The organism is Paraburkholderia yinzeri (assembly GCF_046581065.1).
Classification (GTDB): Bacteria; Pseudomonadota; Gammaproteobacteria; order Burkholderiales; family Burkholderiaceae; genus Paraburkholderia.
Genome location: NZ_JBFOCJ010000001.1, coordinates 2,607,240 through 2,633,586, shown reverse-complemented (window position 1 = coordinate 2,633,586; position 26,347 = coordinate 2,607,240). Strand labels below are relative to the sequence as shown.

Sequence of the window (26,347 nt, the reverse complement as noted above, 5' to 3'; positions counted from 1 at the left end):
GGGATGCCTTACCTTCTACCGTGGGCAGATCAAGAAATCTTCTGCCGAGGTGCGCATCCTCGGATGCATAGCGGCTAGCGCAGTAGCCGACCTACACGCTCCCCCCAAACTCATAATCGCTTTCGCGCACACGCCGCGTCCTGCGCCGGAAATCGAAGGTGAAGCCCGGCCATAGCGACGTGTTCTTGCCACGCCGCGTTTGATACCAACTGTGGCAACCCGATTGCCAGACGGTGCGCGTGAGCATCCGCTGCAGCGTGTCGTTGAACGCGCGCTGGACTTCGGGCCGCACGCTCATCGTTCGCGCGCCGCGGCGTTGCAGCGCGCGGATGCAGTCGGCGATATAGCGCACCTGCGACTCGATCATGTAGATCATCGAGTTGTGTCCAAGTCCGGTATTGGGACCGACGATCAGAAAGAGATTGGGAAAGCCCGCGACGGTCGCGCCAAGGTAGGCCTCCGGCCCGTCGCGCCGCCACGCTTCGCCGAGATCCGCGCCGTCCGCGCCGGTCACGCGAAAGGGCGCATCGACGTCGTTGACCTGAAAGCCGGTGCCGCAGATGATCGCGTCGAACGGGCGGTGCGTGCCGTCCGCCGTGACGATGCCGTCGGCGACCACTTCGCGGATCGCGTCGGTGACGAGCTCGACGTTGGGCTGCGCAATTGCCGGATAGTAGTCGGACGAGAGCAGCACGCGCTTGCAGCCGAGCAGATAGTCCGGTGCGAGCTTCGCGCGCAGGGCGGAGTCTTCGATCTTGCGCGCGAGATAGCCGCGCGCGAACTTCATGGGTGCTTCGAGCAGCCGCAGATTGACAATGAAGCCGAGCGCCCGCGTTTCGTGCTGGCAGTACACGGCGGCACGCGCCACGCGCTGCGCGAACGGCACGCGGCGGTAGAGCGCGCGCTTGCGCTCGCCGATCGCGTGATCGCGCCGCGGCATGATCCACGGCGCGGTGCGCTGGAACACCGCGAGCTGCGCCACATGAGGCTGGATATGCGGTACGAACTGGATCGTGCTTGCGCCGGTGCCGATCACGCCTACGCGCTTGCCTTCGAGGTCGTAGCCGTGGTCCCAGCGCGCCGAATGAAAGAGCGTGCCCTCGAAACGTTCGAGTCCGGCGAGATCGGGCAGCGCAGGGCGCGAAAGCGCGCCATTCGCAGCAATCAGCAGATCCGCCACGATGGTGTGCGTCGAGCCGTGCTGGTCGATCTCGATGTTCCACACGCCATCCGTTTCGTCGAAGCGCGCGGCCCTCACGTGCGAACGATATTCGATGAATCGCTCGACGTCGTATTTGCGAGCACAGTGGCGCAGATAATCGAGAATTTCCCGCTGGGGTGCGAACGCACGCGTCCAGTTGGGATTGGGCTCGAAAGAAAATGAGTAGAGGTGCGAAGGAATATCGCAGGCGACGCCCGGGTACGCGTTATCGCGCCAGGTGCCGCCGAGGTCCGCGGCCGCTTCGTAGATCGTGAACGAGTCGAGGCCCATGCGCCGCAGGCGGATCGCCATGCCGATTCCGGCAAAGCCGCTGCCGACGATGGCGATACGCGGCGCCGTGTCAGCCTGAGTTGCCATGTGCGGCTTCCTTGCGAGGGCGGTGTGCAATGCGCGCCGCGCTTCGATGAAAAACGGGCCCCGCGAGGAGCCCGTTGTTGTGAACTCTGTCGTGCGCTTTTAGACGGAGTGGGTGCATCCAGCGCTCAAGAGTTGCCCCAGTCATCCGAGTCATTGCTGCCGAGGTCGACGCCGCCGCCGGAACCGTCGTCCCAGTCATTGGAACCCTGACCGAGGTCCACGCCGTTGCCGCCGCCGTTTCCGCTGTCATCGCGCGGGATTCTGCGGCCATCGTCGTCCACGTAGACGTCGCGCTCGATCACGCGGTCACGGCCCTGGTTCAACGCTTCGCCCAGCAGCACGCCGGTCAGCAACCCGCCCATGCCGCCCATCCCGCCGCCGCCCTGCTGCACGATGACTTGCGGCGGTTGTTGAGGCGGATACGGCATCTGCGGCTGACGGCCGAAGGCGGCATCGGCTTCGCGCGCATAGGGCGAGTCGCTCCCATAGCCGTAGGGCGAGGCAGCGGCAGGCTGGGCGTTCGGGTCGGGTCGGCCTTCGGCGCGCGCCTTGAGGCTTTCGAACTGGCGTCCGAGATCCTCGACCTGATATGGCGCTACCGGAGTGGTGCTGTTCGAGAGCGTTTCGACGAGGCCGCGCAACTGCGTTTCGAGTCCTTCGACTTCTTTTTCGAGCAAGTCATGGCCCGGCGCCGTCGAGAGCCGTACGTCGAGCTTCAGCGAGCGCACCGCGTTGAGCAGGTCGGTTGCGCGCTTGAGTTGATCGCGGCGATCGCCGCCGGCTTTCGCGTCTTCGTTCGACTTCGCGCGCCGCAACGTCCAGCGCAGCACGAGCGCGATGCCGACCAGCAAGATAGCAATGCCGATCCACGCGCCCATGCCCGGACCATGACGCTGCGGCACCGGCGCGACCGCCTGGGCCGGCTGCGCGAAAGCATTGTCGGCGCGGCTGCTCGTGGTCGTGCTGGCACGCGCGGCATCGGCGCGGATCTTCGCTTCGACCTGGGCGTAGTGCTGCGGCGTGGTGAAACGCAACTGCGGGTCGAGCGACTTCGCCTGCTCGACCTGGGTGAGCGCGTCGGCGTAGCGGCCTTCGCGGTCGAGCACCTGCGCATAGAGGTAATGCGCATGTGCGTTGTTCGGGTGCGCCTGCAGGACCTCGACGAGGCCCGCATCCGCGCGTTGCCAGTCGCCCTGCGAGATGGCGGAATCGATCTGCTGGGCGCTCGGCACCGCGAAGGCGGCGCCGCTCACGAGCGCAAGCGAGGCGAGGGCAGCGACGAAATACTTTTTCATGTTGCAAGCCGGGCGGATTGGACGCCCGTCTCCATGACGATCGGAACGAGGATGCGGCGCGCGCGTGAGTTGCACGAGCATGACGCGCGGCCGCTTCCGGCCACGCTGGCGCGTTATTGCGCCGGCGTGTTCAACTGCTTTTTCAGCGCTTCGAGGCGCTCGTCCACCGAAGGACCCTTGTTCAGCGCCGCGAGCTTGTCCTCGAGCGCCTTGCCGCTTGCGGTGTCGGCCGAGTTCAGGCGCGCGTCGGAGCGGGCGTTGGAGAGCGAGACCTTGTCCTCGAGCTTGTCGAAGTCGGCGGAGAGATTCTTCCCGCCGATGCCGCCAAGCGCCGTGGCGGCGACGTCCTTCGCCTGGGCGATCTGCTGCTTCGCCTGCAGGATGTTCGAGCGCGCGTTCAGGTCGTTGCGGCGCTGGCGCATGTCGTCGATCTGCTGCTTCAGTTGATCGACCGACGGTTCGAGCTTCGCGAGTTCCGCGGCGAGCGCGTCGCGCTCCGCTTCGGCCGTGCTCTGGGCGCCGAGCGCCTCGCGTGCAAGCGCTTCGTCGCCCGACTGCAGCGCGCGCTTCGCGCCGTCTTCGTATTTCTTCGCCTTGTCGGCGGCCACGTCGCGCTTGCTTTGCTGCGTCGCGACCTGTGCCTGGATCTCGACGAGCGCGTTCTCCGCTTTCGCGATGCTGTCGTCGAGTTCGCGCACGATCTGGCGGGCGTCGCGCGACGGGTCTTGCACCGAATCGGCGGCGTCGTTCAAGAGGCCCTTGAGCGTGCGCGAAATGGAGTCAAAAAGCGACATGAATTACCTCCGTGAATTGAGATCGGCCGCGATGGGCCGAGATGCACGCATGCGCGTTTTGCGTCGAGCGGCGTGGGGCCGATTCGCAGTCGCCTGCGGTCGTGGTCCGTGCTGCTTCCAGTGCCTGTTTCAGCGCTGTTTCCAGCTTACGCCGCTTTGCGCACACCGGGCATGCAGCGCGCAAATCGGGGCGCCTTTGCCGATTGCAAGTGGGCAATCGAAACGGGCGAAGTCATTGCCTGTACTCCCGCAAGCGCCGCCCGGCGCCATCGCTCGCGGATATTACACCAGGGGTCGCTTAAAAGGGACTTAAAGGGCCGGCGGCTCCGCGCAGGCTCAGGCCGGAGCGGGACGCTTTGTTGCGCTCGTTGCGTTCGTCACGCGAGGTCACGCAAACTTGCCGTCTTCGGGTGCGCCGCCGTTTTGTCCGTCGTGGCGAGCGTCGGCGTCGCCGTGCGGATGGGTCGTGCGCGCGAACGGCGACGGGCCGCCCAGCGATTGCATCGGTTCGACCTCTTCGAGGCCGGCGGCGCCGGCAAGCGGTGCTTCGGCATCCTCCGCTTCGGCGGCGAGGCGCGCGATGGCCTGGCCAATTTCGCGCGCGGCGTTGCCGATCTGGGCGTCCGCGGCTGCTACAGCGGAGGCTTCCACGAATTCCTCGGGCGAGGCGCCATTCGCAGCATGGCGCAGCGCGCCGGCATCGTGCGCCGCGTCGTCCTGCGCAGCGGCTTCCGTGTCTTCGCGTATGGCAAGCGCCTCGGCATCGGCCGCCGTCGGAGCGGGAGCGAGGCGCAGAGGGCTGCCGCGGCTCTGGCGCTGCGGCTTCGCCGCCCGGCGCAGCACTTGCGCAAGCGCATCGGGTTCGCGCGGTGCGTTCAGGCGATCCACGATGCTCGCGGCCTTCACCTGGTCGCTGGTGGCGCTGAAAGCGATCACGGCCCGGCGCATCAGTTCGCTGACGCTGATGCCGAGTTCGTCGGCCGTGGCCGCGATGGCGCGCTTTTGCGCGGGCGTGACGAAGACGACGATGCGTTCGCTGGGCTTGTTCATGATCGGCTGGCTGTAGGGGTCGGCAACGGTTGACCTCGGGTCCCGTCCGGGCGGCGGCCATCCGGCCGCTCGCGCGTGACTATTCGATGACGGCCGCGTATCGCGTATCGGGGCGTATCGGGCCGGGCGGGGCGTGCAGCAGTTCATCCATCATACGGCCAAGCGGCGGATGCGCAACGACTGCATGCGCACGCGGCAGCGCGGCGCCGCGCAAGAATATTCCGGTCGCGTCGCGCTCGTTTCCGCTTTCTGACGTGCCTTGCCGCGCCGACGCGACAACTTCTGCGAAGGACGTTGCAATTGGCGCAAAGAGCCGTCTTTTGTGCGGGAAAGCGGGGTAGGCCGCGTAGGGAAAGCCGTTCGAAAGCGTCCTTTGAGAATTTTTTACAAAAAATCCCCGTCCGGGCGTGCGCGGAATTCTTTAGAATGCGCTGTTACCCTGCGCGATGGTGCGCTGCACCGCGCGTCGCGCGACCGGACGGGGGCGTTGCCGGTCGCGTTGCGACGGCCGGCGTGAGCCGGTCCTGCCGCATGCCGAATTGGCGCCATGACGCCATGATCACGATCCTTGCGCGCGCAAGCCGCGCGCAGCCGGGTGCGCGGCAGACGCGCCAATCATTCCAGTCATGCCTATCATTAAACGACCGTCTTCCCCGCATTTCCCGAGCGACGATCGGGAACCTTCCTTCAACAACGGATCCCCGCCGCGCGGGCCGGACCAGCCGGACCGCCGCGACGCGCCGCGCGACGGCGGCCGGCGGCGCCGCTCGATCTTGGGCTCGATCGTGCTGGGGTTCTTCGGCCTGATCGCGACGCTGCTCGTCGTCGGCGCGCTGATCGTCGGCTACGGGCTCGTCGTGATGGAGCCGCAACTGCCGTCGCTCGATGCGCTCACGAACTATCAGCCGAAGGTGCCGCTGCGCATCTATACGGCCGACCACGTGCTGATCGGCGAGTTCGGCGAGGAGCGCCGGCAACTCGTGCGCTTCCAGGACATCCCCGACATACAGAAGAAAGCCGTTCTCGCAATCGAGGACTACCGCTTCTACGAGCACGGCGGCGTGGACTTCATCGGCATCCTGCGCGCGGGTTTTGCCGACCTGATGCATGGCGGCGCCTCGCAGGGCGCGAGCACGATCACGATGCAGGTGGCGCGCAACTTCTTCCTCTCCAGCGAGAAGACCTATACGCGCAAGATCTACGAAATGCTGCTTGCGTACAAGATCGAGCGGGCGCTCACGAAGGATCAGATCCTCGAGCTGTATATGAACCAGATCTATCTGGGCGAGCGCGCCTACGGCTTTTCCGCGGCGGCGCGCGTGTACTTCGGCAAGAACCTGAAGGACATCACGGTTGCCGAAGCGGCGATGCTCGCAGGCCTGCCGAAGGCGCCGTCGGCGTATAACCCGATCGTCAATCCGCACCGCGCGAAGATCCGCCAGGAATACATCCTCAAGCGCATGCTCGATCTTGGCTACATCACCCAGGATCAGTACGACGAAGCGATCAAGGAACCGCTGCGCACGAGGACGGCCGGCAACGAGTACAGCGTGCACGCCGAGTACATCGCCGAAATGGTGCGCCAGATGATGTACGCGCAGTACAAGGACGAGACCTATACGCGCGGCCTCACGGTGACGACCACGATCGATTCGGCAGACCAGGAAGCGGCCTACGACGCGGTGCGCAAGGGCGTGATGGCCTACGAGCGCCGCCACGGCTATCGCGGGCCGGAGGGTTTCGTGCAACTGCCGCCCGAAGGCGACGACCGCGACCAGGCCATCGAGGACGCGCTCACCGACCACCCCGACAACGGCGAGATCGTCGCCGCGGTCGTGACCGAAGCGAACCCGAAGGCCGTCAAGGCCCAGTTGCTCGACGGCACCACGGTCACGGTGAGCGGCGACGGCTTGCGCTTCGTGGCGGCCGCGCTGTCGCCGCGCGCGTCGCAGGCGCTGCGCATCCGCGAGGGTTCGATCGTGCGCGTGGTCGCGAACGCGAAGGGCGACTGGGAGATTACGCAACTGCCGCAGGTGGAAGGCGCGCTCGTTTCGCTCACGCCGCAGGACGGCGCCATCCGCGCGCTGATCGGCGGGTTCGACTTCAACAAGAACAAGTTCAACCACGTGACGCAGGCGTGGCGCCAGCCCGGTTCGAGCTTCAAGCCGTTCATCTATTCGGCTTCGCTGGAGAAGGGTCTCGGACCGGCGACCATCATCAACGATGCGCCGCTCTACTTCCCGCCGAGCACGCCGGGCGGCGACGCGTGGGAGCCGAAGGACGACGATCAGCCCGACGGTCCGATGCCGATGCGTCTCGCGCTCGAAAAGTCGAAGAATCTCGTGTCGATCCGCATTCTGTCGTACATCGGCACGAAGTACGCACAGGACTACGTGACGCAGCGTTTCGGTTTCGACGCGGACAAGACGCCGCCGTATCTGCCGATGGCGCTTGGCGCGGGTCTCGTCACGCCGCTGCAGTCGGCGAGCGCCTATAGCGTGTTCGCCAACGGCGGCTATCGCATCAACCCGTATCTGATCGCCGAAGTCGACGACGCGCGCGGCCAGCCGATCCTGCGCGCGCAGCCGCTCGTCGCGGGCCAGAACGCCCCGCAGACGATCCCGGCGCGCAACGCGTACGTCATGAACAGCCTGCTGCATTCGGTGGCGACGTCGGGCACGGGCGCGGGCACCAACGTCCTGCATCGCGACGACCTGCAGGGCAAGACCGGTACGACCAACGACGCGAAGGACGGCTGGTTCGCGGGCTATCAGCGCTCGCTCGTGGCCGTGGCGTGGATGGGCTACGACCAGCCGAAGAGTCTCGGCAGCCGCGAATTCGGCGCGCAGCTTGCGCTGCCGATCTGGGTGGACTACATGGGCCGGGCGCTGCAAGGCGTGCCGCAGCAGGAGCCGTCGATGCCCGAGGGCCTGACGACGATCGGCGACGAGCTGTACTACAGCGACATGACGCCGGGCAGCGGTTTCGTGGCGAGCATCGGCCTCGATTCGGCCGGCGCGCCGGGCGGTGCGAGCAACGCGAGCGATGCCGTGGGCGGCGTGGGCGCGGGCGGGATGACGCCGCCCGATGTGAGCTCGAGCGAGAAGCAGCAGATCATGAATCTGTTCGAGTCGAACAAGTAGTGATATTGCGGTTCGGCGGTTGACGGCACGGCGCGCCCCGATGGGCGCGCCGTGTTGCTTTGGGCGGCACGTCATGTCGCGCCGCCGGCCGGCCTTAATCCTCTGGAGGCGTGGGCGGCGGCGCGTCCGACTTCGCGGCCGGCTGCGTGGAAGCCCGCGTGGCGGTGGCCGTATTCGCCGCGGTCGCTGTCGGCGGATTGCCCATCGCCTGGAACAGTGCCGCCGTATCCGAAAGCCGCTGCCCGCGATAGCGGATCTCGTCGAGGCGCGCATTGCGCCATTGCTGTTCGCTCTGCCGCACGGCGTAGTAAGGTACCGCGCCAAGGCGGTAGCGCGCGTTCGTTTCGTCGTACACACCCTCCGAGGCGTGCGCGGAAGCGCTGGCCGAGTCGAGCGCTTGCGCATCGTGTTCGAGCGAGGCCAACTGATCGGCGACGTTCTGGAATGCCGCGAGCACCGTCTGGCGGTACGAGGCGTTGGCGGCGTCGTACGTCTGCAGCGCCGCGCGCCGCTGCGCGACGAGCTCGCCGCCATGGAAGATCGGCTGCGTGAGCGAGGCGCCGATGGCCCACAGCGCGCCGACGCCCGACGTCGCCATGGGCCACGAGAACCCCGCCTGGCCGAGGCCTGCCGAAAGCGTGATGCTCGGGAACATCTGCGCGGTCGCGGCGCCCACGTCAGCGGCGGCGGCCCTGAGCGTCGCGTCGGCGGCCTCGATGTCGGGGCGCGACTTCAGCAGATCGGACGGCACCAGTACCGGCACCTGCGCGGGCAGCGTGAGGCTCGCGAGGTCGAGGTCGGGCGGTGCCGCGTCGGGCGTGCGGCCGAGCAGGACAGCGAGCGCGTGGCGGGTCGTGCTCAGTTGCTGGCGCAGCACCGGCAGGTTGGTCGCGATCGAGGCTGCGCTTTGCTGCGCGTTCAGCAGGTCGGTATGCGAGACCGCGCCGAGCGCGTAACGCTTCGCCGTATCGTCGGCTTGCGCATTGGCGAGCGCGACCAGTTGTTCGGTCGTGTCGATTTCGGCGTGCAGCATAGCCGCGCCGAGCGCCGCCGCGACAATGTTCGCGGCGAGCGCGCGTTGCGCCGCTTCGAACTGGAATGCCTGCACGTTCACGCGCGAGGCCTGCGCGGCGTTGCTTAGCCGCGTCGCGCCGAACAGGTCGAACGAATAGCGCACCTCGACGACGCCCGCGAAGATGTCGTACTGAAGCTTGTCGATGCCGAGCGGCGGGATGCCGGGCACGCGCTGGCGCTGCGCCGTGCCGAGCGCGTCGACGGTGGGCAGCATCGAACTGCCGATCTGGCCGCGCAGTTGCTCCCGTGCGGCCTGCAGGCTGTGGTCGGCGGCGGCAAGGTTCGGGCTGTTGCGCAGTCCTTCCTCGACGAGGGCATCCAGCGCGTCGGAGCGGTACAGCGTCCACCATTGCGGCACCGACTGCGCGCCCTCGACGAACTGTTGCGCCACGCCTTGCGCGGCAACCGTCTGCGCCGGCTGGGGATCCGCACCGTAGTGGGCGGGTTGCGGCATCGCGGGCGCCGCGCCGCTCGGCCCCCATGCGCAGCCGGCCAGACTCAGTGCGGCGAGCGCGGTCATTCCTACGCCGGCACGCAGTGCCGGGCGCCGCTTGCGCGACTCAGGATGCGGTGCCGCGTTGCAATCGATTGGCATGACTAACGGGTTCGGGGCACTCATGATGCATTCTCCACGTCGGAGCCCGCTTCACCGGTCTCGCTGCTGCGCACGCGGAACGCGGCGGCATAAAGCGCCGGGAGATAGAACAGGGTGAGCACGGTCGCGCTTGTGATCCCGCCCATCAGTGCGCTGGCCATCGGCCCGAAGAAGTTCGAGCTCAACAGCGGGATCAGCGCGAGCACGGCGGCCGCTGCCGTCAGCGTGATGGGCCGGAACCGCCGCACCGTCGCGCCGACGATGGCGTCGAAGCGCTTGTGTCCTTCGCGGATGTCCTGCTCGATCTGATCCACGAGGATCACCGAGTTGCGCATGATGATGCCGAACATCGCAATCACGCCGAGCATCGCGACGAAGCCGAACGGTTCGTGAAACAGCAGCAGCGTGAGCACGACGCCGATCAGTCCGAGCGGCGCGGTCAGCACGACCATCATCACGCGCGAGAGGCTCTGCAACTGGATCATCAACAGCGTGAGCACGGCGATGGCGAGGATAGGCAACTGCACGAAGATCGACGCCTGGCCTTTTGCGCTTTCCTCCACGGAGCCGCCTACCTCGATGCGATAGCCCGTGGGCAGCGAAGCGCGGATCGGCGCGAGCTGCTTCTCGACCTCGTGCGTCACGTCGATGCCTTGCGCACCGGCCTTCACGTCGGACTGCACGGTGATGGTGGGCTGCCGGTCGCGCGACCAGATCACGCCGTATTCGAGGTCGTTCGCGAGATGACCGAGCGAGCCGAGCGGCACCGGTCCGTTGGGCGTCGGCATGGCGAGCGTCAGCAGGTGGGCGGGATCGACGCGCTCGGCCGTGGGCGCGCGCAGATCGACGCTGATGAGCTTGTCGCGCTCGCGGTACTGCGTGACGGTGTAGCCCGAGAGCGTCATCTGCAGGAAGTTGGCGACGTCTTCCGACGAGACGTTCAGCGCGCGCGCCTTTTGCTGGTCGATCTCGAAATGCAGCGACCGTTCGGCGGGCTCGTCCCAGTCGAAGTTGACGTTGTCGGTGCGCGCATCGTCGCGCATCGTCGCGGCGACGCGCTCCGCGATAGCGCGCACCGTGGCGATGTCGTCGCCGCTCACGCGGAACTGCACGGGATAGCCCACGGGCGGTCCGTTCTCCAGGCGCGAAAGGCGCGTGCGCACGGCGGGGAAGTCGTTGCGCAGCTTCGTTTCGAGCCACGTGGCGAGCTTTTCGCGGTCCTTGATCGACTTCGCCGTGATGACGAACTGCGCGAAGTTCGGCTGCTGCAACTGCTGGTCGAGCGGCAGATAGAAGCGCGGTGCGCCGGTGCCGACGAAGTCGATCGCATGATCGATTTCGGCGCGGCCCTTGAGCGCGGCTTCGAGGCGGCGGGTTTCGCGCAGCGTGGCGTCGAACGAGGCGCCCTCGGGCAGGCGCACATCCATGAGCAGTTCGGGCCGGTCGGAGCTCGGGAAGAACTGCTGCGGCACGAGCGTGAAGCCGAGGAGGGCGACCAGGAACAGCGCGATCGTGAGCGCGAGCACGACGAAGCGATACTGGATGCACCAGCCGATCCAGCGCCGCAGCCGGTGATAGAAACGCGTGTCGTAAATATCGTGTTCGTGCCCGTCGGGCTCGTGGGCTGCGCGCTCGCGCTCGGGCAGCAGCCGGTAGCCGAGCAGCGGGATCAGCACGACGGCCGCGAACCACGAGGCGATCAGCGCGATCGCGGAGACCTGGAAGATCGAGCGCGTATATTCGCCGGTGCTCGACTTCGCGAGCACGATGGGCAAAAAACCCGCGACGGTGACGAGCGTGCCCGTGAGCATCGGGAAAGCGGTGCTCGTGTACGCGAAGGCGGCGGCGCGCGTGCGGCTCCAGCCTTGGGCGAGCTTCACGGCCATCATTTCGACCGAGATGATGGCGTCGTCCACGAGCAGGCCGAGCGCGAGCACGAGCGTGCCGAGCGAGACCTTGTGCAGGCCGATGTCGAAGAGATACATCACGAGCGCAGTCACGGCGAGCACGATGGGGATCGTGATGACGACCACCATGCCGGTGCGCACGCCCAGCGAGACGAGGCTCACGAGCAGCACGATGCCGACGGCTTCGGCGACCGCCTCGACGAAGTCGTCCACCGAATGCGAGACCGCGTGCGGCATGCTCGACACCTCGACAAGCCTCAGGCCCGCAGGCAGCCCGGCGCGCAGTTGCGCGACGCGCGCGTCGAGCGCCTTGCCGAGGCGGATCACGTCGCCGCCGGGCTGCATCGTGAGACCGATGCCGAGCACGGCGTTGCCTTCGAAGCGCATCTGCGTGGCGGGCGGGTCGTCGTAGCCGCGCCGGATCGTGGCGATGTCGCCCAGGCGGAAGCTATGGCCGTTCACGCGGATCAGCGTATCGGCCAGCGCCTGCAAGTTCTCGTACTGCCCGCTCGGGCGCACGAAGACGCGGTCGTCGGCCGTGGTCAGCGTGCCCGCGGGCGAGACGCTGTTCTGCGCGCCGATGATCTGACCGAGCTGCGTGGGCGAAATGCCGAGGCGCGTGAGTTGCGTGTTCGGGATCTCGATGTAAATGCGCTGATTCGGGTCGCCGAAGTAATCGACCTTGCCGACGTCGGGCACACGCAGCAGCTCTTCGCGCAGCTTGTCGGCGTAGTCGTGCAACTGCGCCGGGGAGAAGCCGTCGCCTTCGAGCGCGTAGATGTTCGTGTAGACGTCGCCGAACTCGTCGTTGAAGAATGGTCCCTGCACGCCGGGCGGCAGCGTCGCGGCGATGTCGCCCACTTTCTTGCGCACCTGGTACCAGGTGGGCTGTACCTCGCTCACGGGCGCCGAGTCCTTCATCGTGAAGAACACGAGCGACTCGCCGGGACGCGAATAGCTGCGCAGGAAGTCGATATAAGGCGTTTCCTGCAGCTTGCGGCCGATGCGCGTGGTCACCTGGTCCTCGACCTGGCGTGCGGTCGCGCCGGGCCAGAAGGTCTGGATCACCATCACGCGGAACGTGAACGGCGGATCTTCGGACTGCGAAAGATGTGTGTAGGAGAGGGCGCCGAAGATCGTCGCGAGCGCGATGACGAAAATCACCAGGGCCTGATGCCGCAACGCCCACGCCGACAGGTTGAAGCGTCCCTCCTCGTGATCGGAGGCTGGAACCCGGCTCATGACGCGAAATCCTCGGGATGGAGCGGCGGCACCGGGTGCACTTTCTCGCCCGAGGTGACGGTGTGGACGCCTTGCAGCACGATCCGGTCGCCATCGGCGAGGCCGCTCGTCACGGTAATCGTGCGGGCGTCGTAGCGCGAGACCGCCACGCGGTGCAGTTGCAGCACGTTGTCGGGCTGATGGACGATCCAGAGCGCCGGTGCGTCGCCGTCGTGAAAGAGCGCGGTGGCCGGTATCGTGAAGGTGCCGCCCGTGGCCGCCCGGCTTGCCGCGATCGCGACGTTGGCCGTCATGCCGAGGCGCACGGAAGCGTCCGGATTGGCCAGTGTGAGTTTCACGCGCCAGGTGCGGCTCTGCGGATCGGCAGCGGCGGCGATCTCGCGGATCTGCGCCGTGTACGGCCGGTCGGGCAGCGCCGGCAGGCTCACCTGGGCGTTCTCGCCGACGGCGAGGCCGGCGACGGCGGTTTCGGGCAGATCGCAAACCACGTCTACGTCACCCGACCACGCGAGCTGATAGACGGCCTGGCCGGATTGCACGTTCTGGCCCGTGTCGGCGTTTTCGGCGGTAATGACACCCGCGTGATCGGCGACGAGCTGCGCGTAGCGGCGCTGGTCCTCGGCGAGCGCGAGCTGCTGTTGCGCCTGATCGCGCTGCGCCACAGCCGAGGCGTAAGCGTTCTGCGTCTGCTCGAACTGCGCGCGGGCAATGAGATTGGCGGCGGCCTGGGCCGTATCGCGATCGAGCTGCTGCTTCGCGTAGGCGTAGTTGTGCTGGGCGGCCGCGAGTTGCGCGGCGGCGCTGGCCGCGTTTTTCTCGAAGTCGGACGGATCGAGGCGCGCGACGACCTGGCCCGGTTTGACGGTGTCGCCGAGACGCACGCTGCGCTCGACGATCTTGCCGGCCACGCGGAAGGAGAGCGGCGTCGAATAGCGGGCTTCGATATCGCCGGGATAGCTGGCCTGTGGGCCGGCTCCATCGGGATGGACGGTCATGGAGACGACGGGGCGCGGCGCCTCGGGCGGCGGGGCTTCCTTGCCGCAGGCCGCGAGCGCGGCGGCGCCGCATAGCGAGAGGAGACCGGCGAGGCGACGCCAGCGCCCGGATGACCCACTGGACTGCATGCGCATCCTGCCCGATGCGCCACGACCGCGACGATTCACATGGACCTCGATTTGCCAGGGGCGCGGGCGAGATACGGGACTGGCGCGGCGCACCGCATGATGCGGGCGAGGCCGGACCCGCTTCGCGCTCGCGCACACGGGATTCAGTTACAGCATGCGTGCCAGATATCGACTGCAGATGACGAACTGGATTCTAATACAGTAATGTATCTGAATCCAAAGTTGAATTGGAGGAATGTTTCAGTGCTAGACTCCCGCCATGAACCGCATCCGACTGACCCGCGAACAAAGCCGTGACCAGACGCGCGAGCGCCTGCTCGACGCGGCGCACGCCATCTTCACGAAAAAAGGCTTCGTGGGCGCGAGCGTGGAAGACATCGCGTTGGCGGCCGGTTATACGCGCGGGGCGTTCTATTCGAACTTCGGAAGCAAGGCCGAGCTGCTCGTGGAACTGCTGCGGCGCGATCACGAGGCGATGCAGGCCGACCTGCGCGCGATCTTCGAAACCGAGACCTCGCGCGAAGAGATGGAGGCGAGCGTGACGGCCTACTACAGCCGCATGGCGCAGGAGAACAAGACGTTTCTGCTGTGGGTGGAGGCGAAGCTGCTGGCTGCGCGCGACGCCCGCTTTCGTGCCCGCTTTACGGCGTTCCTGAAGGAAAAGCGCGACCATCTCGCCGAATACATCAAGGAATTTTCGGCTCGCGCCGGCACGCCGATGCCGCTCGAGCCCGATCTGCTCGTGATCGGTCTGATCGGGCTGTGCGACGGCGTGCAGTTTCTCTCCACGGCCGATCCGCAACACGTCACACCGTGCGTGGTCGAGGCGGTGTTGAGCCAATTCTTTGCGCGCGTGGTGTTCGGACGCGACGCCTGAGCCACGCCGCACGGCGGGCGTCAGTTGCCGAGCCCCGGGCTGTAGTTGCTGCCGATCAGCCGCGTGACCGAATCGACGTCGTGGTAGTCCTGTTCCGGCATGCCGTCGAGAATCGCGAGCACTTCGTTGCTCGCGCCCGCGTCGCGCGCGGCGTCCACGAGGTTGTCCTTGTTGGCTGGCCAGCGAACCTCGCGCAGCACATCGGTCAATTGCAGATCGATCGGTTCTTCGGGAATGGGAGTGGCAGGCATGCAGTGCGTCCTTTGCGCCGCGGCCGGCGCGGGTCCGGAGTGACAGGCGGACGGCCGGCAAAGCAGCTAGATCGGTTACGACAGGGGCACGGCACGACAGCGCGCCGCGACGCCAGCATAGCCAATTCTTCGCGCAGGCTCCCGCTGCGTGTCCGCCAGATCCAGGTTCAGGCCTAGGTCTGGAGATGCAGTTCCGGCGTGAGCGTTTTGTCGAGCTGTCGCGACTTCGGCAGCGTGATGTATTGCCAGTGCTGCGCGTCGCTCACCGTGGGGACGGGCACATCGGGGGCAGGCGGGGCGACCGGGGCGTCGTTGAGGCGCAGTTGGGGTGCGGCGCCGCCGTAATCGGCCAAGGTTTCCCGTGCTGTATGCGCCGGTGCGGCGAAGCAGGACGCCGAGAGCATCACGGTGGCCATCACTGTCGAGGTTTTCATCGCTCGACCTCCTCTCTCATGCGGCCGGGGGGCCGCAGCAAGCGCCGTGCCGCGCCCGGACGGGCGCTGCGCGGCAGCCGCGCCGCTCACGCTGGAACGGCGCGCCGCATCGGCTTCGCGCGGGTGCGGCGGCTGCTGCCGTGCGGCTGCGCGGGAAGGCATGCGATATATCCATAATGGCAGGAAATAGGCCTATGCGTCTCGAACGCGCGTGCTATTTTTTCTGCGCGTTTTCAGGGCAGCGGCACACGCTCCGGCAGCGCCGCTTCAGCCGCCCGCGCGCAGCCCGTCGAAGCGGGTCCACGGGCCAGGAGGGGCGGTCCTGCATATAGCCATTGAGCCAGTTGTTCGCGCCCCACGGATTGAACGGTCCCTGATCGGAGCTGCGCGTCAGCGATCGGGCGAGAGCCGCTGATAGGCGTCGAGAAGCGAGGTCTTGTAGACGACGCCGGCAAGCGTGGGCTGCTGCGCGCTCTCGATCACCGGCAGCCGCTCGCCGCGAAAGGCCATGAAGTGCTGCAGACCGGCCGCGAGCGACATGTCGGGCGTGAGCGCATGGAAGGGCATTTGCACGTAGTCGGCCGCGCATTTGTTCGCGGTGTCGCGCTTTTGCAGCAGGTCCGACGTGATGTCGGCAAGCGCCACGGCGCCGAGGAAACGTCCCGCGTCGTCGGTGACATAAAGGTATTTCACCGGATATTCGAGGAACACGCGCGTCATCTCGGGCACGGTGGCGTTGACGCCCACGACCGTGTTGGCGGGCTGGATCAGCGAGCGCATTTGCGTTGCACGCAGCCGCATGCGTTCCTCTTCTTCACGGTTGCGATGCAGCGTGATCTCGTACATCGACGCCTTGCCCGTCGCGCGTGCGACGAAGTACGCCACCACGCACGAGAGCATGAGCGGCAGCACGACCTCGTAGCTGAGCGTCATCTCGAAGATCATGAGAATCGCCATCAGCGGGGCCTGGGTCGCGCCCGTGAGGAACGCGCCCATCCCCACCATCGCGTAGGCGAACGGCGCCGACGTGCCGTGCGGCCACAGCGCATGCATGCCCTGGCCGAAGAGACAGCCGAGCACGGCGCCCATGAAGAGCGTCGGCGTGAACACGCCGCCTACCGCGCCCGAGCCGACGGTCGCGGCCGTCGCGATGAGCTTGAAGACGAGCACGGTGGCGAGCGCCGTCCAGGTCCACGGCGAATGGAGGACCGAGTTGACGACGCTGTAGCCGTTGCCCCAGACCTCGGGCGTCCAGACCGAAAGGATGCCGCAGACGAGCCCGCCCAGCGCGAGCTTCACCGGCAGCGGCACCTTCAGGCGCGCGAAGCCCGACTTCGTGACATCGAGCAGGCCCAGGAACTGCGGCGCGAGCAGGCCGCACAGCAGGCCGAGCGCAACGAAGAGCAGGACTTCGAGGCCCGTCACGGGCGGAAACACGGGCATTTCGTACGGCGGCCGGTAGCCCGCGAATTCGCGCATGGTGATGTTCGCCACGACGGAGGAGACGACGAGCGGCCCGAAGCTCTCCATGGCGATCGACCCGAGCACGATTTCGGTGACGAAGAAGGCGCCGGCGATCGGCGCGTTGTACGCGGAGGTGATACCGGCTGCCGCGCCGCATGCGACGAGGAGGCGCAGGCGTTGCGGATCGAAGTGGACCCAGCGGCCGATCAGCGAGGCCGCGAGCGCGGCGAGTTGCACCATCGGGCCTTCACGGCCGATCGAGCCGCCGCTCGCGATCGTGAAGAGCGAGGAGAGGCTGCGCCAGAGGCTTTTGCCGACCGGCATCACGCCGCTGCCGATCGCGACGGCCTCGACGTAGTCGGTGTGGATGGGATGGTTGCCGTCGCCGGGCGTCTTGCGCCTCGCGACGAGCAGCAGGCAGCCAGCGACGAAGCCGCCCGCGGCCGGCAGCCAGAGGCGCGTATGCCAGGGCAGATTCCGGGCCATCTCCACGAGGCTGCCGTGGCTGCCGGAAAACACGATCTGCAACAGGGCGATGCCTTTGCGGAACAAGACGGTCGCACACGCGCCCGCCATGCCGACGATGACCGCCCACACGAGCATCGTGTGAGCGTCTGACAGACGGAAGAGATCGCGGGCGCGGGTGCGCAGTTTCAGCAGGAATGACAGCACAGCGGGCAGGTCGTTGTTAGGGGGAGCGTCGCCGTGCGCAAGCATAGCATTGCGCGCGGCGAGAAAAAGCGGCGCTGCGGGTGGGGCAGCGGGGGGGAGCGGGATGCGCGCCGGGTGTCCGGCGTGCTCGCGGGTCAGCGCGCGGCGTGGTCGAGTTCCGGGTAATGCCGGAAGATGCCGGTTTCGTTGAGCGCGAGGCGGCGCGGCGAGTCGAGATAGGCCGCGATGTTCGGGCGCACGGCCACCGCGTCGTGCAACGCCACGACATGCGGGAAGTGGCCGCCCAGATGCTTCGTTGCCTTGGGAAACGCGTAGCGCAGCCCCTCGACGATCTGGAAGATCGAGAGATCGACGTAGGTGAGCGTTTTGCCGACCAGATGCTTCGGCCCGGCCGGATTCTGCGCGAGCACGCGCTCGAAGTAGCCGAGAAATTTCGGCATGCGGTGTGCGAGGAAGTCGGCGGTGCGCCGCTTCGCTTCGGCCTTCTGATCCTCGTAGTAGAGGCCGCTTGCGATCGGGTGATGCGTGTCGTGCACCTCGGTCACGAGATCGGCGATCGTGAGCTGCAGGCCGTTCGCGACGTATCGCAGTCCTTCGTCTCGCGGCGCGAGCCCGAGCTTCGGCCCGAGATAGAACAGGATGTTCGCCGTTTGCGGCACGATCAGGTCGCCGTCCTTCAGAAACGGCGGCGCGAACGGCGGATACGGCACCGTGCGGCTATCGAGCGTCGCCATCATCGCGCCGATGCCGTACCCTTCCGCTTTCGTGCCGCGTGCCACATCCACGTATTCGACCTGCGCCTCTTCCAGCGCGAGCCGCACGAATTCGCCCCGGCCCTGCAGGCCGTCCCAGTAATACAGTTCGTATGCCATCGGTTGCCCCTTTGCCATGACGCGCCCGGCCCGCGGACCGGGCCGCGCTCGACAGTATCGCTCGCATGGCGCGCGCCCGTGCGAGACGTGCCAGGACGTACTTCCGGGATCAAGCAAAGAGGCGTTCCACCCCCCAGGTGATCGCAAGGCCGCCGCCAATCAGCCAGACATAAAGAATGAATCCGGTGGTCAGGGCGCGCGGCCCGGCCTGGCGGATCTGCGAAACGCGCGTCTCGATGCCGAGCGCCGTCATCGCCATGGTCAGCGCGAAGGTGTCGAGCCCGTTGACCGTGTGCGTGACCGCAGCCGGCAGCATGTGCAGCGAATTCGCGACCACGCACGCGAGAAAGCCGAGTGCGAACCACGGCACCGCCAGCTTGCGGGCGCCTTCGCCATGGTGCGCGCCATGCGCGCCGCGCGCCGACCGGTTGACCCACAGGCCGATCACGAGCAGCACCGGCACGAGCAGCATCACGCGGGTCATCTTGACGATGGTGGCGATGTGCGTGGCTTCGGGGCTCACGTTGCTCGCCGCGCCCACGACCTGCGCGACCTCGTGGATCGTGCCGCCGAAGAAGAGACCGGCCCCGAGGGTGTCGAGATGGAGCCAGCCCGCGCGATAGAGCACCGGGTAGAGGAACATCGAGAGCGTGCCGAACAGCACGACGCTGCCCACGGCCATGGCGCTCTTGTGCGGCTTCGACTGCAGCGCCGACTCGAAGGCGAGCACGGCGGCCGCGCCGCAGATCGCACTGCCGGCGGCGGTGAGGAGTGCCGTGTCGCGGTCGAGCTTCATGATCTTCATGCCGGCCCAGGTGCCGACGACGAGCGTGCTGACGACGATCACGACCGACTCGACGAGTCCCGGCAAGCCCACCTGGGCGATCTCCTGCAGGCTCACGCGCAGGCCGAAGAACGCGACGGCGATGCGCAGCAGCTTGCGCGCCGAGAAGTTGACGCCGGCGGCCCAGCTTTCGGGCATGCCATCGCGCAATGCGTTGCCGTAGATCGCGCCGCCGACGATGCCGACGATCAGCGGGCTCAGGCCCAGATTGGCAATGGCGGGCAGGGCGGCCAGCCGCGTGACGGCGGCGGCGAACAACGCGACGAACAGCACGCCGTTGAGCTGGCCGCGAGTGGACAAAGGCCGATGCGCAAGGGTCGTTGACGATGTGGCAGGCATGATCGGCTCTGTATCGGGTAGCGAACGGGTAACGAACGAGTGCGCCAATCCTAATTTAGATATATCGATATGAAAAATCGTGATTTGCGAAGTAAAATATAAGCCAATCCGATATTTAATCGCCATGACCCCGGAGCAACTGATAACTTTTGCCGCCGTTGCCGATCACCGCAACATCAGCCGGGCGGCCGAGACGCTGCATCTCTCGCAACCCGCGGTATCGGGCCAGTTGCGTCTGTTGCAAGAGGAGTTCGGCGAGGCGCTTTATCAGCGCGACGGCCGCGGCGTGCGCCTCACGCCGACGGGCGAGCAACTCGCCGCCTATGCCGCACGCCTGCGCGACACCTGGCGCGAAGCCTACGCGTTTCGCGACGCGCTGCGCGGCCTGGAGCGCGGCACGCTGCGCATCGGCGCGAGCACGACGCCCGCGAGCTATCTGTTGCCGTATCTGATGGCGGCGTTTCATCGGCGCTATCCCGATGTCAGGATCGAAACCGCGAGCGGCAACACGTCCGATGTCGTCGGCATGCTGGGCGCGTTCGACATCGCGTTGATCGAAGGGCCGGTCGGCGAGCCATTGCCGGCCGACACCGTCGTCAAGCCGTGGCACGAGGACGAGATCGTGGCGATCGCGCCGCGCACGCATCCGCTCGTCCGGCGGATGCTCGACCGGGCCGCCGGGCAGGACGGGGGGCGCATCGCGCTTGCCGCACTGGGCGAATACCCGCTCGTCCTGCGCGAAGAGGGTTCGGGCGTGCGCCAGATCGTCGAGCGCGCGTTCGCGCGCGCGGCCGTGCCAATGCGCATCGCGCTCGAGATCGCCGGGGTCGAGGGAGTAAAGGAGGCCGTGCGCGCGGGCATGGGCATCGGCTTCGTTTCCGCCATGTCGATGCGACACGAAGACGGCGCGCTATGCCAGATCCCGCTTGGGCCGGAGCCGCTCGCGCGGCGCTTTTCGATTCTCGTTCCTCATGCCGGGGCCGCTTCGCGCGTGGCGCAACGTTTTCTCGACGAGTGTTTTGCCGGGCCGCCCGGCGAGCAGGACGCGTGATGGACTGCAGGCCCAGGGCTAACCAGAATGGCGTGGCGGTGCCGGGCGGCGCACTATGCTCAGACTAATAGGGCGCGCAGGCGCTTTTTTTGAGGCCGGAAATGGAACCGGTTCCAAAAGAAAGGCGCCTCGTTTTCATCCCGCATCAAGATCAGGAAAACCTTTCATGGCCGATTCTCTCGACGTCGTCACCTACGGCGAAGCGATGGCGATGTTCGTTGCCGCCGAGGCAGGCCCGCTCGCGCAGGTCTCGCACTTCACGAAGCGCGCAGCGGGCGCGGAACTGAACGTCGCAACCGGTCTCGCGCGGCTCGGCTTCAGGGTGGGCTGGGTGAGCCGCGTGGGGGCCGATTCGTTTGGCCAGTTCGTGCGCGACGTTCTCGAAGAAGAGGGCATTAACGCACGCTGTGTGAGCGTCGATACGCGTTTTCCCACCGGCTTTCAACTGAAGTCGAAGAACGACGACGGCAGCGATCCGGCTGTCGAGTATTTCCGCCGCGGGTCGGCCGCGAGCCGGCTTTCGCCTTACGATTTCCAGCGTGACTACGTGCTGGGCGCACGGCATCTGCACCTGAGCGGCGTGGCGCCCGCGATCTCGTCGACGTCGCGCGAGCTGGCATTCAAGCTCGCCCGCGAGATGCGCGCGGCCGGCCGCACGATCACCTTCGATCCGAATCTGCGTCCCACGCTCTGGAACACGCGCGAGGAAATGACGAGCACGCTCAACGAGCTGGCGGCCTACGCGGATTGGGTACTGCCGGGCGTGAGCGAGGGGCGCGTGCTGACGGGTTCCGACGATCCGGACACCATCGCGCGCTTCTACCTGGCGCGCGGGGCGCGTGGCGTGGTCGTGAAGCTCGGCGCGCAGGGCGCCTGGTACCGCACGTCGGAAGGCGCGCACGGCCTCGTGAAGGCCCAGCCGGTGGCGCGCGTGGTGGACACGGTGGGTGCCGGCGACGGCTTCGCGGTGGGAGTGATCAGCGCGCTGCTGGAGGGCCGCCCGCTGGCGCAGGCTGTCGCGCGCGGCAACCGTATTGGCGCGCTCGCCGTGCAGGTGATCGGCGATTCGGAAGGGCTGCCGCGACGCGCGCAACTCGACGCGCTCGAAGCGCAGGACGCATCGGCCGCCATCGCGTCCGCAGGCGCGGCGTGAAGCAAAAGCGATAGGGAAATGACCAACATGACACCGACTATTGTTGCCTACAAGACTTTGCCTGCCGACGTGACCGACTATCTGCGCGAGCACGCGCAGGTCGTCTTCGTGGATTCCGATACACCGGGCGCTCTCGTCAAAGCGCTCGCCGATGCCGACGGCGCGATCGGCGCAAGCGTGAAGATCACGCCGGCGATGCTCGAAGGCTCGCGCGTGCGTGCGCTCTCGACGATCTCGGTCGGCTATGACCAGTTCGACGTGGCCGATCTCACGCGGCGCGGCATCGTGCTCGCGCATACGCCCGACGTGCTGACCGAATCGACGGCCGACACCGTATTCGCGCTCATACTCGCGAGCGCGCGCCGCGTCGTGGAGCTGGCCGACTGGGTCAAGGCGGGCCAGTGGAAATCGAGCGTCGGCCCCGCGCAATACGGCGTGGAAGTGCAGGGCAAGACGCTCGGCATCGTGGGGCTCGGGCGCATTGGCGGCGCGGTGGCGCGGCGTGCGGCGCTCGGCTTCGACATGAAGGTGCTGTACACGAACCGTAGCCCGAATCCGGCGGCGGAACGCGACTATGGCGCGCGCCGTGTCGGGCTCGACGAACTGCTCGGGGCCTCGGACTTCGTCTGCCTGCAGGTGCCGCTCACGCCCGAGACGCGTCGCCTGATCGGCGCGGCGCAACTCGCGAAGATGAAGCCCGGCGCGATTTTCATCAACGCTTCGCGCGGCGCGACCGTGGACGAAGCGGCGCTCATCGCCGCGCTCGAAGCGGGCACGATCCACGGTGCGGGTCTCGACGTATTCGAGCAGGAGCCGCTCGACCCGGCGTCGCCGCTTTTGCGCATACCCAACGTCGTGGCGCTGCCGCACATCGGCTCGGCCACGCACGAGACGCGTCACGCCATGGCGCGCTGCGCCGCCGAGAACCTCGTCGCCGCGCTCGCGGGCACGCTCGATCGCAACATCGTCAACCGCGAGGTGCTGACGCGATGAGCGGCCCGGATACGGCCGCGCGGCGCGCGACCATCAGCGACGTCGCTCGCGAAGCGGGTACCGGCAAGACCAGCATTTCGCGCTATCTGAACGGCGAGCACGCGGTGCTCTCGCCGGATCTGCGCGCGCGCATCGAGGCTGCGATCGAACGGCTCGACTACCGGCCGAACCAGATGGCGCGCGGTCTCAAGCGCGGGCGCAATCGCCTGATCGGCCTGTTGCTCGCCGATCTCGCGAATCCGTATTCGGTCGAGGTGCTGCAAGGCGTGGAAGCGGCGTGTCATGCGCTCGGCTACATGCCGCTCATCTGCCACGCGGCGAACGAAGCGGACATGGAGCAGCGCTATCTGCAGCTCCTTACGACGTATCGCGTGGAGGGCGTGATCGTCAACGCGCTCGGCGTGCGCGAGGCGATGCTCAAGCCCGTGGGCAACGGCGGCATTCCGGCGGTCCTGATCGACCGGACCGTGGACGGGCTCGATGCCGACGTGGTCGGGCTCGACAACGCGGCGGCGGCGCGTCTTGGCGTCGGGCATCTGCTCGAACAGGGTTACGACGAGATCGTGTTCGTCGTGCAGCCGTTCGAGCACGTGAGCTCGCGGCGCGAGCGCGTGGCGGCGTTTCGCGAGGCGGTGGGCAGTTCGGTCGGTGGTGCGCAAGGGGTGCGCGGTACGACCCGCGTGCTCGATCTTCACGATGCCGCCGGCGCCGACGCGGCTCTCGCCGCGCTTGACGCTGACCTCGACGAAGCCGCCCGGCGCGGGGCGCGTTGCGCGCTCTTCGCGGCAAATGCGCCCGTGGCATTGCGTGTCGCGCTGCATCTGAAGGCACGGCTCGGCCCGCAATGGCAGCAGCACGTCGCGCTCGTCGCGATCGACGATCCCGACTGGGCCGAACTCGCCGGCATCACGACGATCCGTCAACCCACGCGCGAGATCGGCTATCGCGCCGTGGAGTTCCTGCACGAGCGCATCGAGGGCACGGCGGCCGCGACGCGTGCCGCCGTGTTCGAAGGCGAGCTCGTGGTGCGCGAGTCCACGCGCGGCATGAGGGCGTAGCGGCAAGACTCCCGGCGGGATCGTTTGCGTCGCGCCCGCCGCGCGAGGCTACGCGCCCCTACCGTTATCTGCGATCATTCGGGCTGCGGCGTGCGAGTGGCGCGCGCCGGACGTCATCAGGATCTCCATGACCGTAGCCCCGATCACCTTGCTGTGCCTCGCGCTGGCGACGCTCTTCGTCGCCGCCTTGCCCGTGCTGCTTTATCGGCGGCTCTCCCGGCCGTACGCGCTCGACTGGCGCGACACGATCTCGGGCATTGCGGTGTTCGCGCTGTTCGCAACGGTGATCGAGCGCGGGCTCAACGGCTATGTGCTGCACGACAATCCCGCGACCGCGCAGTGGCTGGCCGATCCGGTCGTCTTCGTCGTGTACGGGGCGTTCGTGGCGGGCGTCTGCGAGGAGGTGGGGCGCTACATCGCGATGCGGATGCTCGCGCGCCGCACGAACCGCGCGGCCACGGCGCCGGCGGACAGCACGGGCCTTGCTTATGGCATCGGTCATGGCGGTGCGGAGGCCTGGCTCGTCGGCGTGCTCGTGCAACTGCAGTGGATCGTTTTCGCGGTGCTGGCCAATCGCGGCGAGCTCGACGAGCATCTCGGCAATCTCACGATGGACGCCGTGCTGCGCGTGCACCTGATCCTCGCGAATCTTTCTCCGATGTTCGCGGGCGTGTTCGCCGTCGAACGCACGGCGGCGTTCGTGTTCCAGATCGGTTTTTCCGTACTCATGTGGCGCGGCGTGCGGGCCGGGTGGCGGGGTATCCTGCCGTTGACCATCGTGGTTCACGCGCTGATCGATATGCCGGCTGCGATGTATCAGGCACGCATGCTTGCGCTGCTGGTGGTGGACGGCACTTATGCGGTGCTCGCGATCGCTGTCGCCATCGTGTTGTGGCGCGTGTGCCGTTCGAAGCGCGTGGCGGCGTCCATGGCGTAAGCCGGATTCGGCTTACGCGTTTTTATCCTGCTTTTTCCCGTTCTTTTACTGGCATCGATGGAAGCCTATCTGTTCGAATGCGCGAGCCCCGACTTCGAGGAACTCGCCCGTGTGATCGCCGACCTGTTCCCCGAGCAGACGCGCTTTGCCGAGCAGGCCGCCGACCATGGCGCGCCGCTCTTGACCGTGCACTGGGTAGCGATGCGTTTCGCTTCGGTGGCCCGCCGCATGACCCTCACGATTGCGATCGCGCCCGCGGCGCTCGCGCGCTATCGCGCCTTGCCTGCGCGCCAGCGCGCGCGCAGCTTTGCGGTACTGAGGGCTTATGTGGAGGCGACGATAGGCTCGCTCGAAGAGCAGCATGCCAAAGGCGAGAGCGTGTCGCGCGAAGTGACGCTGGAGCTGGACGAAGAGTTTGCCTGAAACGCTGGCGGTACCCGGGCGCTTCCCCAGGGCGCATCCAACGGCCACCCTCAAGCGGCCTTCAGTCGGTAAAGCGATAGACCTTGGCGAAACGCTCGGCTTTCACGACGCCGTAGTCGCCGGGCGCGTACTGCATGACCCAGTCGCCGGCCGCGCCGGCAAGACGGTCGCCGCCGTCCGAGCGCCGGATCGTGAATGGCTCGTTCATGTGTTTTGCCAGCACGACGGCAGGGCGGTTGCGGTAGTCGCCGGGCTCGCCGTGCACCAGAGCGGCGTTAGCGGGGAAGTACTTCGCGTCGAAGCGCTCGCGCGAGACCACCCAGCGCTCGCCGGTTGCGCCGGTGACGATCGCGTCGCCGCGCGCATAGCGGTTGGGACCTTCGAGGCTCATGAGTTCGCCGGGTTCTGCGGCAAACGCGACGGCGACGGTTTCGTCCTTGACGACGCGCCGGGCGGCGGCGTCGCCGCTCAGGTCGAGTTGGGTCAGTTCAATCATGGGCTCTTTCGTGAATCGGGTTGCGCAAGCAACGACGGCCGGGCAAGGGTGCCCGGCCGTCGCGCGGTCGAAGAGCGTACCTCGATTCTAGCCGCGATGCACGCCTTAGTTTGCTGCCGGCGCGCTGGCCGCTGCGGCGTCGCTGGCCGGCGCGGCCTTCGGCTTGCTCTTGTGCTTCGGATGGACCGGGCCCTTGCCGCCGGCCGGTGCGCCGTGGCGGAAGGTCTTGTCGGCAAGCGTCTTCTGGTCGGCCGAGAAGCTGTTGTAGAGCGGCTCGAATGCCGTCACGAGCTTCTGCATGTCGTCCGCGTGGGCTTGCGTGATCTGTGCGTACTGCTTCATGTCGTCGAGCGCGTTACGCGTGTTTTCGCCTTCCACGCGCTGCTTGTAGAGATCGGCCATGGTCGAGCCGTTAGCGCGCATCTGGTCGGCGAAGGTCTTCCACAGCGGCTCCTGCTCGGGCGTGATTTTCAGCGCCGAGTGCAGGTAGTCGATGCGGTCCTCGATGCGTTGCTCGTGCTGCGCGGCGCGCGCCTCGACGGCTGCCGAGGACGGTGTGGCCGACGAGGCGGCGGTTTGCGCGAAGGCGCCGCTCATCGAGAGCGCGGCAGCAAGGACGACGAAAGCTTTCTTCATTGTTGCTCCTTGGATCGTTTCGTAGCGAGTAGGGCGCAGTGCCG

22 protein-coding genes are annotated in these 26,347 nt (G+C 67.1%); 8 read left to right on the top strand and 14 right to left on the bottom strand.

Translation table 11 applies throughout. From position 1 onward, the window contains the following. Positions 1–91: 91 nt before the first annotated feature. From WJ542_RS12565 to WJ542_RS12550, 4 genes are all read right to left on the bottom strand, one after another. Complete coding sequence (locus WJ542_RS12565; protein WP_411189602.1) at positions 92–1,579, bottom strand: flavin-containing monooxygenase; 1,488 nt, start codon at positions 1,577–1,579, stop codon at positions 92–94. A 125-nt stretch (positions 1,580–1,704) separates the two neighbouring features. Next, positions 1,705–2,874, bottom strand: a complete 1,170-nt coding sequence (locus WJ542_RS12560; RefSeq protein ID WP_411189601.1) for a tetratricopeptide repeat protein — start codon at positions 2,872–2,874, stop codon at positions 1,705–1,707. A 113-nt stretch (positions 2,875–2,987) separates the two neighbouring features. After that, positions 2,988–3,668 carry a PspA/IM30 family protein gene (locus WJ542_RS12555; protein ID WP_411189600.1) on the bottom strand — a complete coding sequence of 227 codons (681 nt, stop codon included), beginning with the start codon at positions 3,666–3,668 and terminating at the stop codon, positions 2,988–2,990. 387 nt (positions 3,669–4,055) lie between these two features. Continuing rightward, on the bottom strand, positions 4,056–4,718 hold the full coding sequence (locus WJ542_RS12550; protein WP_411189599.1) for a hypothetical protein: 663 nt from the start codon (positions 4,716–4,718) through the stop codon (positions 4,056–4,058). Positions 4,719–5,344: 626 nt separating this feature from the next. Here WJ542_RS12550 and WJ542_RS12545 point away from each other — a divergent pair. Next, positions 5,345–7,861 carry a penicillin-binding protein 1A gene (locus WJ542_RS12545; protein ID WP_411189598.1) on the top strand — a complete coding sequence of 839 codons (2,517 nt, stop codon included), beginning with the start codon at positions 5,345–5,347 and terminating at the stop codon, positions 7,859–7,861. Positions 7,862–7,955: 94 nt separating this feature from the next. On the opposite strand, the gene WJ542_RS12540 is transcribed toward WJ542_RS12545, so the two are convergent. The 3 genes from WJ542_RS12540 to WJ542_RS12530 form a co-directional block, all read right to left on the bottom strand. Next, positions 7,956–9,455, bottom strand: a complete 1,500-nt coding sequence (locus WJ542_RS12540; protein ID WP_411190546.1) for an efflux transporter outer membrane subunit — start codon at positions 9,453–9,455, stop codon at positions 7,956–7,958. A gap of 95 nt (positions 9,456–9,550) precedes the next feature. Continuing rightward, entirely contained in the window at positions 9,551–12,679 is a 3,129-nt protein-coding gene (locus WJ542_RS12535) for an efflux RND transporter permease subunit (protein WP_411189597.1), read from the bottom strand. After that, complete coding sequence (locus WJ542_RS12530) at positions 12,676–13,809, bottom strand: efflux RND transporter periplasmic adaptor subunit (RefSeq protein WP_411190545.1); 1,134 nt, start codon at positions 13,807–13,809, stop codon at positions 12,676–12,678. Before WJ542_RS12530 ends, WJ542_RS12535 begins: the two co-directional genes overlap by 4 nt. A gap of 253 nt (positions 13,810–14,062) precedes the next feature. Here WJ542_RS12530 and WJ542_RS12525 point away from each other — a divergent pair, with 253 nt between their 5' ends. Further along, entirely contained in the window at positions 14,063–14,680 is a 618-nt protein-coding gene (locus WJ542_RS12525) for a TetR/AcrR family transcriptional regulator (protein ID WP_411189596.1), read from the top strand. 20 nt (positions 14,681–14,700) lie between these two features. On the opposite strand, the gene WJ542_RS12520 is transcribed toward WJ542_RS12525, so the two are convergent. The 5 genes from WJ542_RS12520 to WJ542_RS12500 form a co-directional block, all read right to left on the bottom strand. Further along, positions 14,701–14,931: a DUF2795 domain-containing protein gene (locus tag WJ542_RS12520; RefSeq protein WP_411189595.1), complete on the bottom strand. Its 231-nt coding sequence runs from the start codon at positions 14,929–14,931 to the stop codon at positions 14,701–14,703. 173 nt (positions 14,932–15,104) lie between these two features. Further along, positions 15,105–15,365: a hypothetical protein gene (locus tag WJ542_RS12515; protein ID WP_411189594.1), complete on the bottom strand. Its 261-nt coding sequence runs from the start codon at positions 15,363–15,365 to the stop codon at positions 15,105–15,107. 390 nt (positions 15,366–15,755) lie between these two features. Continuing rightward, complete coding sequence (locus WJ542_RS12510; protein WP_411190543.1) at positions 15,756–17,501, bottom strand: ClcB-like voltage-gated chloride channel protein; 1,746 nt, start codon at positions 17,499–17,501, stop codon at positions 15,756–15,758. Between the two features lie 134 nt (positions 17,502–17,635). After that, a complete protein-coding gene (locus WJ542_RS12505; protein ID WP_411189593.1) occupies positions 17,636–18,373 on the bottom strand; it encodes a glutathione S-transferase in 738 nt (245 codons plus the stop codon). A gap of 109 nt (positions 18,374–18,482) precedes the next feature. Then, positions 18,483–19,556 (bottom strand): YeiH family protein, encoded by a 1,074-nt coding sequence (locus WJ542_RS12500; RefSeq protein WP_411189592.1) that lies wholly within the window; start codon positions 19,554–19,556, stop codon positions 18,483–18,485. Positions 19,557–19,680: 124 nt separating this feature from the next. On the opposite strand from WJ542_RS12500, the gene WJ542_RS12495 reads away from it, so the two are divergent. The 6 genes from WJ542_RS12495 to WJ542_RS12470 all read left to right on the top strand — a co-directional run bounded on the left by WJ542_RS12495 (position 19,681) and on the right by WJ542_RS12470 (position 25,171). Then, a complete protein-coding gene (locus WJ542_RS12495) occupies positions 19,681–20,607 on the top strand; it encodes a LysR substrate-binding domain-containing protein (protein ID WP_411189591.1) in 927 nt (308 codons plus the stop codon). 166 nt (positions 20,608–20,773) lie between these two features. Next, positions 20,774–21,760 carry a sugar kinase gene (locus WJ542_RS12490; protein ID WP_411189590.1) on the top strand — a complete coding sequence of 329 codons (987 nt, stop codon included), beginning with the start codon at positions 20,774–20,776 and terminating at the stop codon, positions 21,758–21,760. A 27-nt stretch (positions 21,761–21,787) separates the two neighbouring features. Next, the gene (locus WJ542_RS12485; RefSeq protein WP_411189589.1) at positions 21,788–22,753 is read left to right on the top strand and encodes an NAD(P)-dependent oxidoreductase; all 966 of its coding nucleotides are present in this window, start codon (positions 21,788–21,790) and stop codon (positions 22,751–22,753) included. Further along, a complete protein-coding gene (locus WJ542_RS12480; RefSeq protein ID WP_411189588.1) occupies positions 22,750–23,811 on the top strand; it encodes a LacI family DNA-binding transcriptional regulator in 1,062 nt (353 codons plus the stop codon). Before WJ542_RS12485 ends, WJ542_RS12480 begins: the two co-directional genes overlap by 4 nt. A 127-nt stretch (positions 23,812–23,938) precedes the next feature. Next, a complete protein-coding gene (locus WJ542_RS12475; protein ID WP_411189587.1) occupies positions 23,939–24,748 on the top strand; it encodes a YhfC family intramembrane metalloprotease in 810 nt (269 codons plus the stop codon). A 57-nt stretch (positions 24,749–24,805) separates the two neighbouring features. Further along, positions 24,806–25,171 (top strand): DUF3022 domain-containing protein, encoded by a 366-nt coding sequence (locus WJ542_RS12470; protein WP_411189586.1) that lies wholly within the window; start codon positions 24,806–24,808, stop codon positions 25,169–25,171. A gap of 61 nt (positions 25,172–25,232) precedes the next feature. Here the strand turns inward: WJ542_RS12470 and WJ542_RS12465 are convergent, their stop codons facing one another. Both WJ542_RS12465 and WJ542_RS12460 read right to left on the bottom strand, forming a co-directional pair. After that, positions 25,233–25,667, bottom strand: a complete 435-nt coding sequence (locus WJ542_RS12465; RefSeq protein WP_411189585.1) for a PGDYG domain-containing protein — start codon at positions 25,665–25,667, stop codon at positions 25,233–25,235. A 105-nt stretch (positions 25,668–25,772) separates the two neighbouring features. Further along, positions 25,773–26,303 (bottom strand): Spy/CpxP family protein refolding chaperone, encoded by a 531-nt coding sequence (locus tag WJ542_RS12460; protein ID WP_411189584.1) that lies wholly within the window; start codon positions 26,301–26,303, stop codon positions 25,773–25,775. Positions 26,304–26,347: the final 44 nt, after the last annotated feature.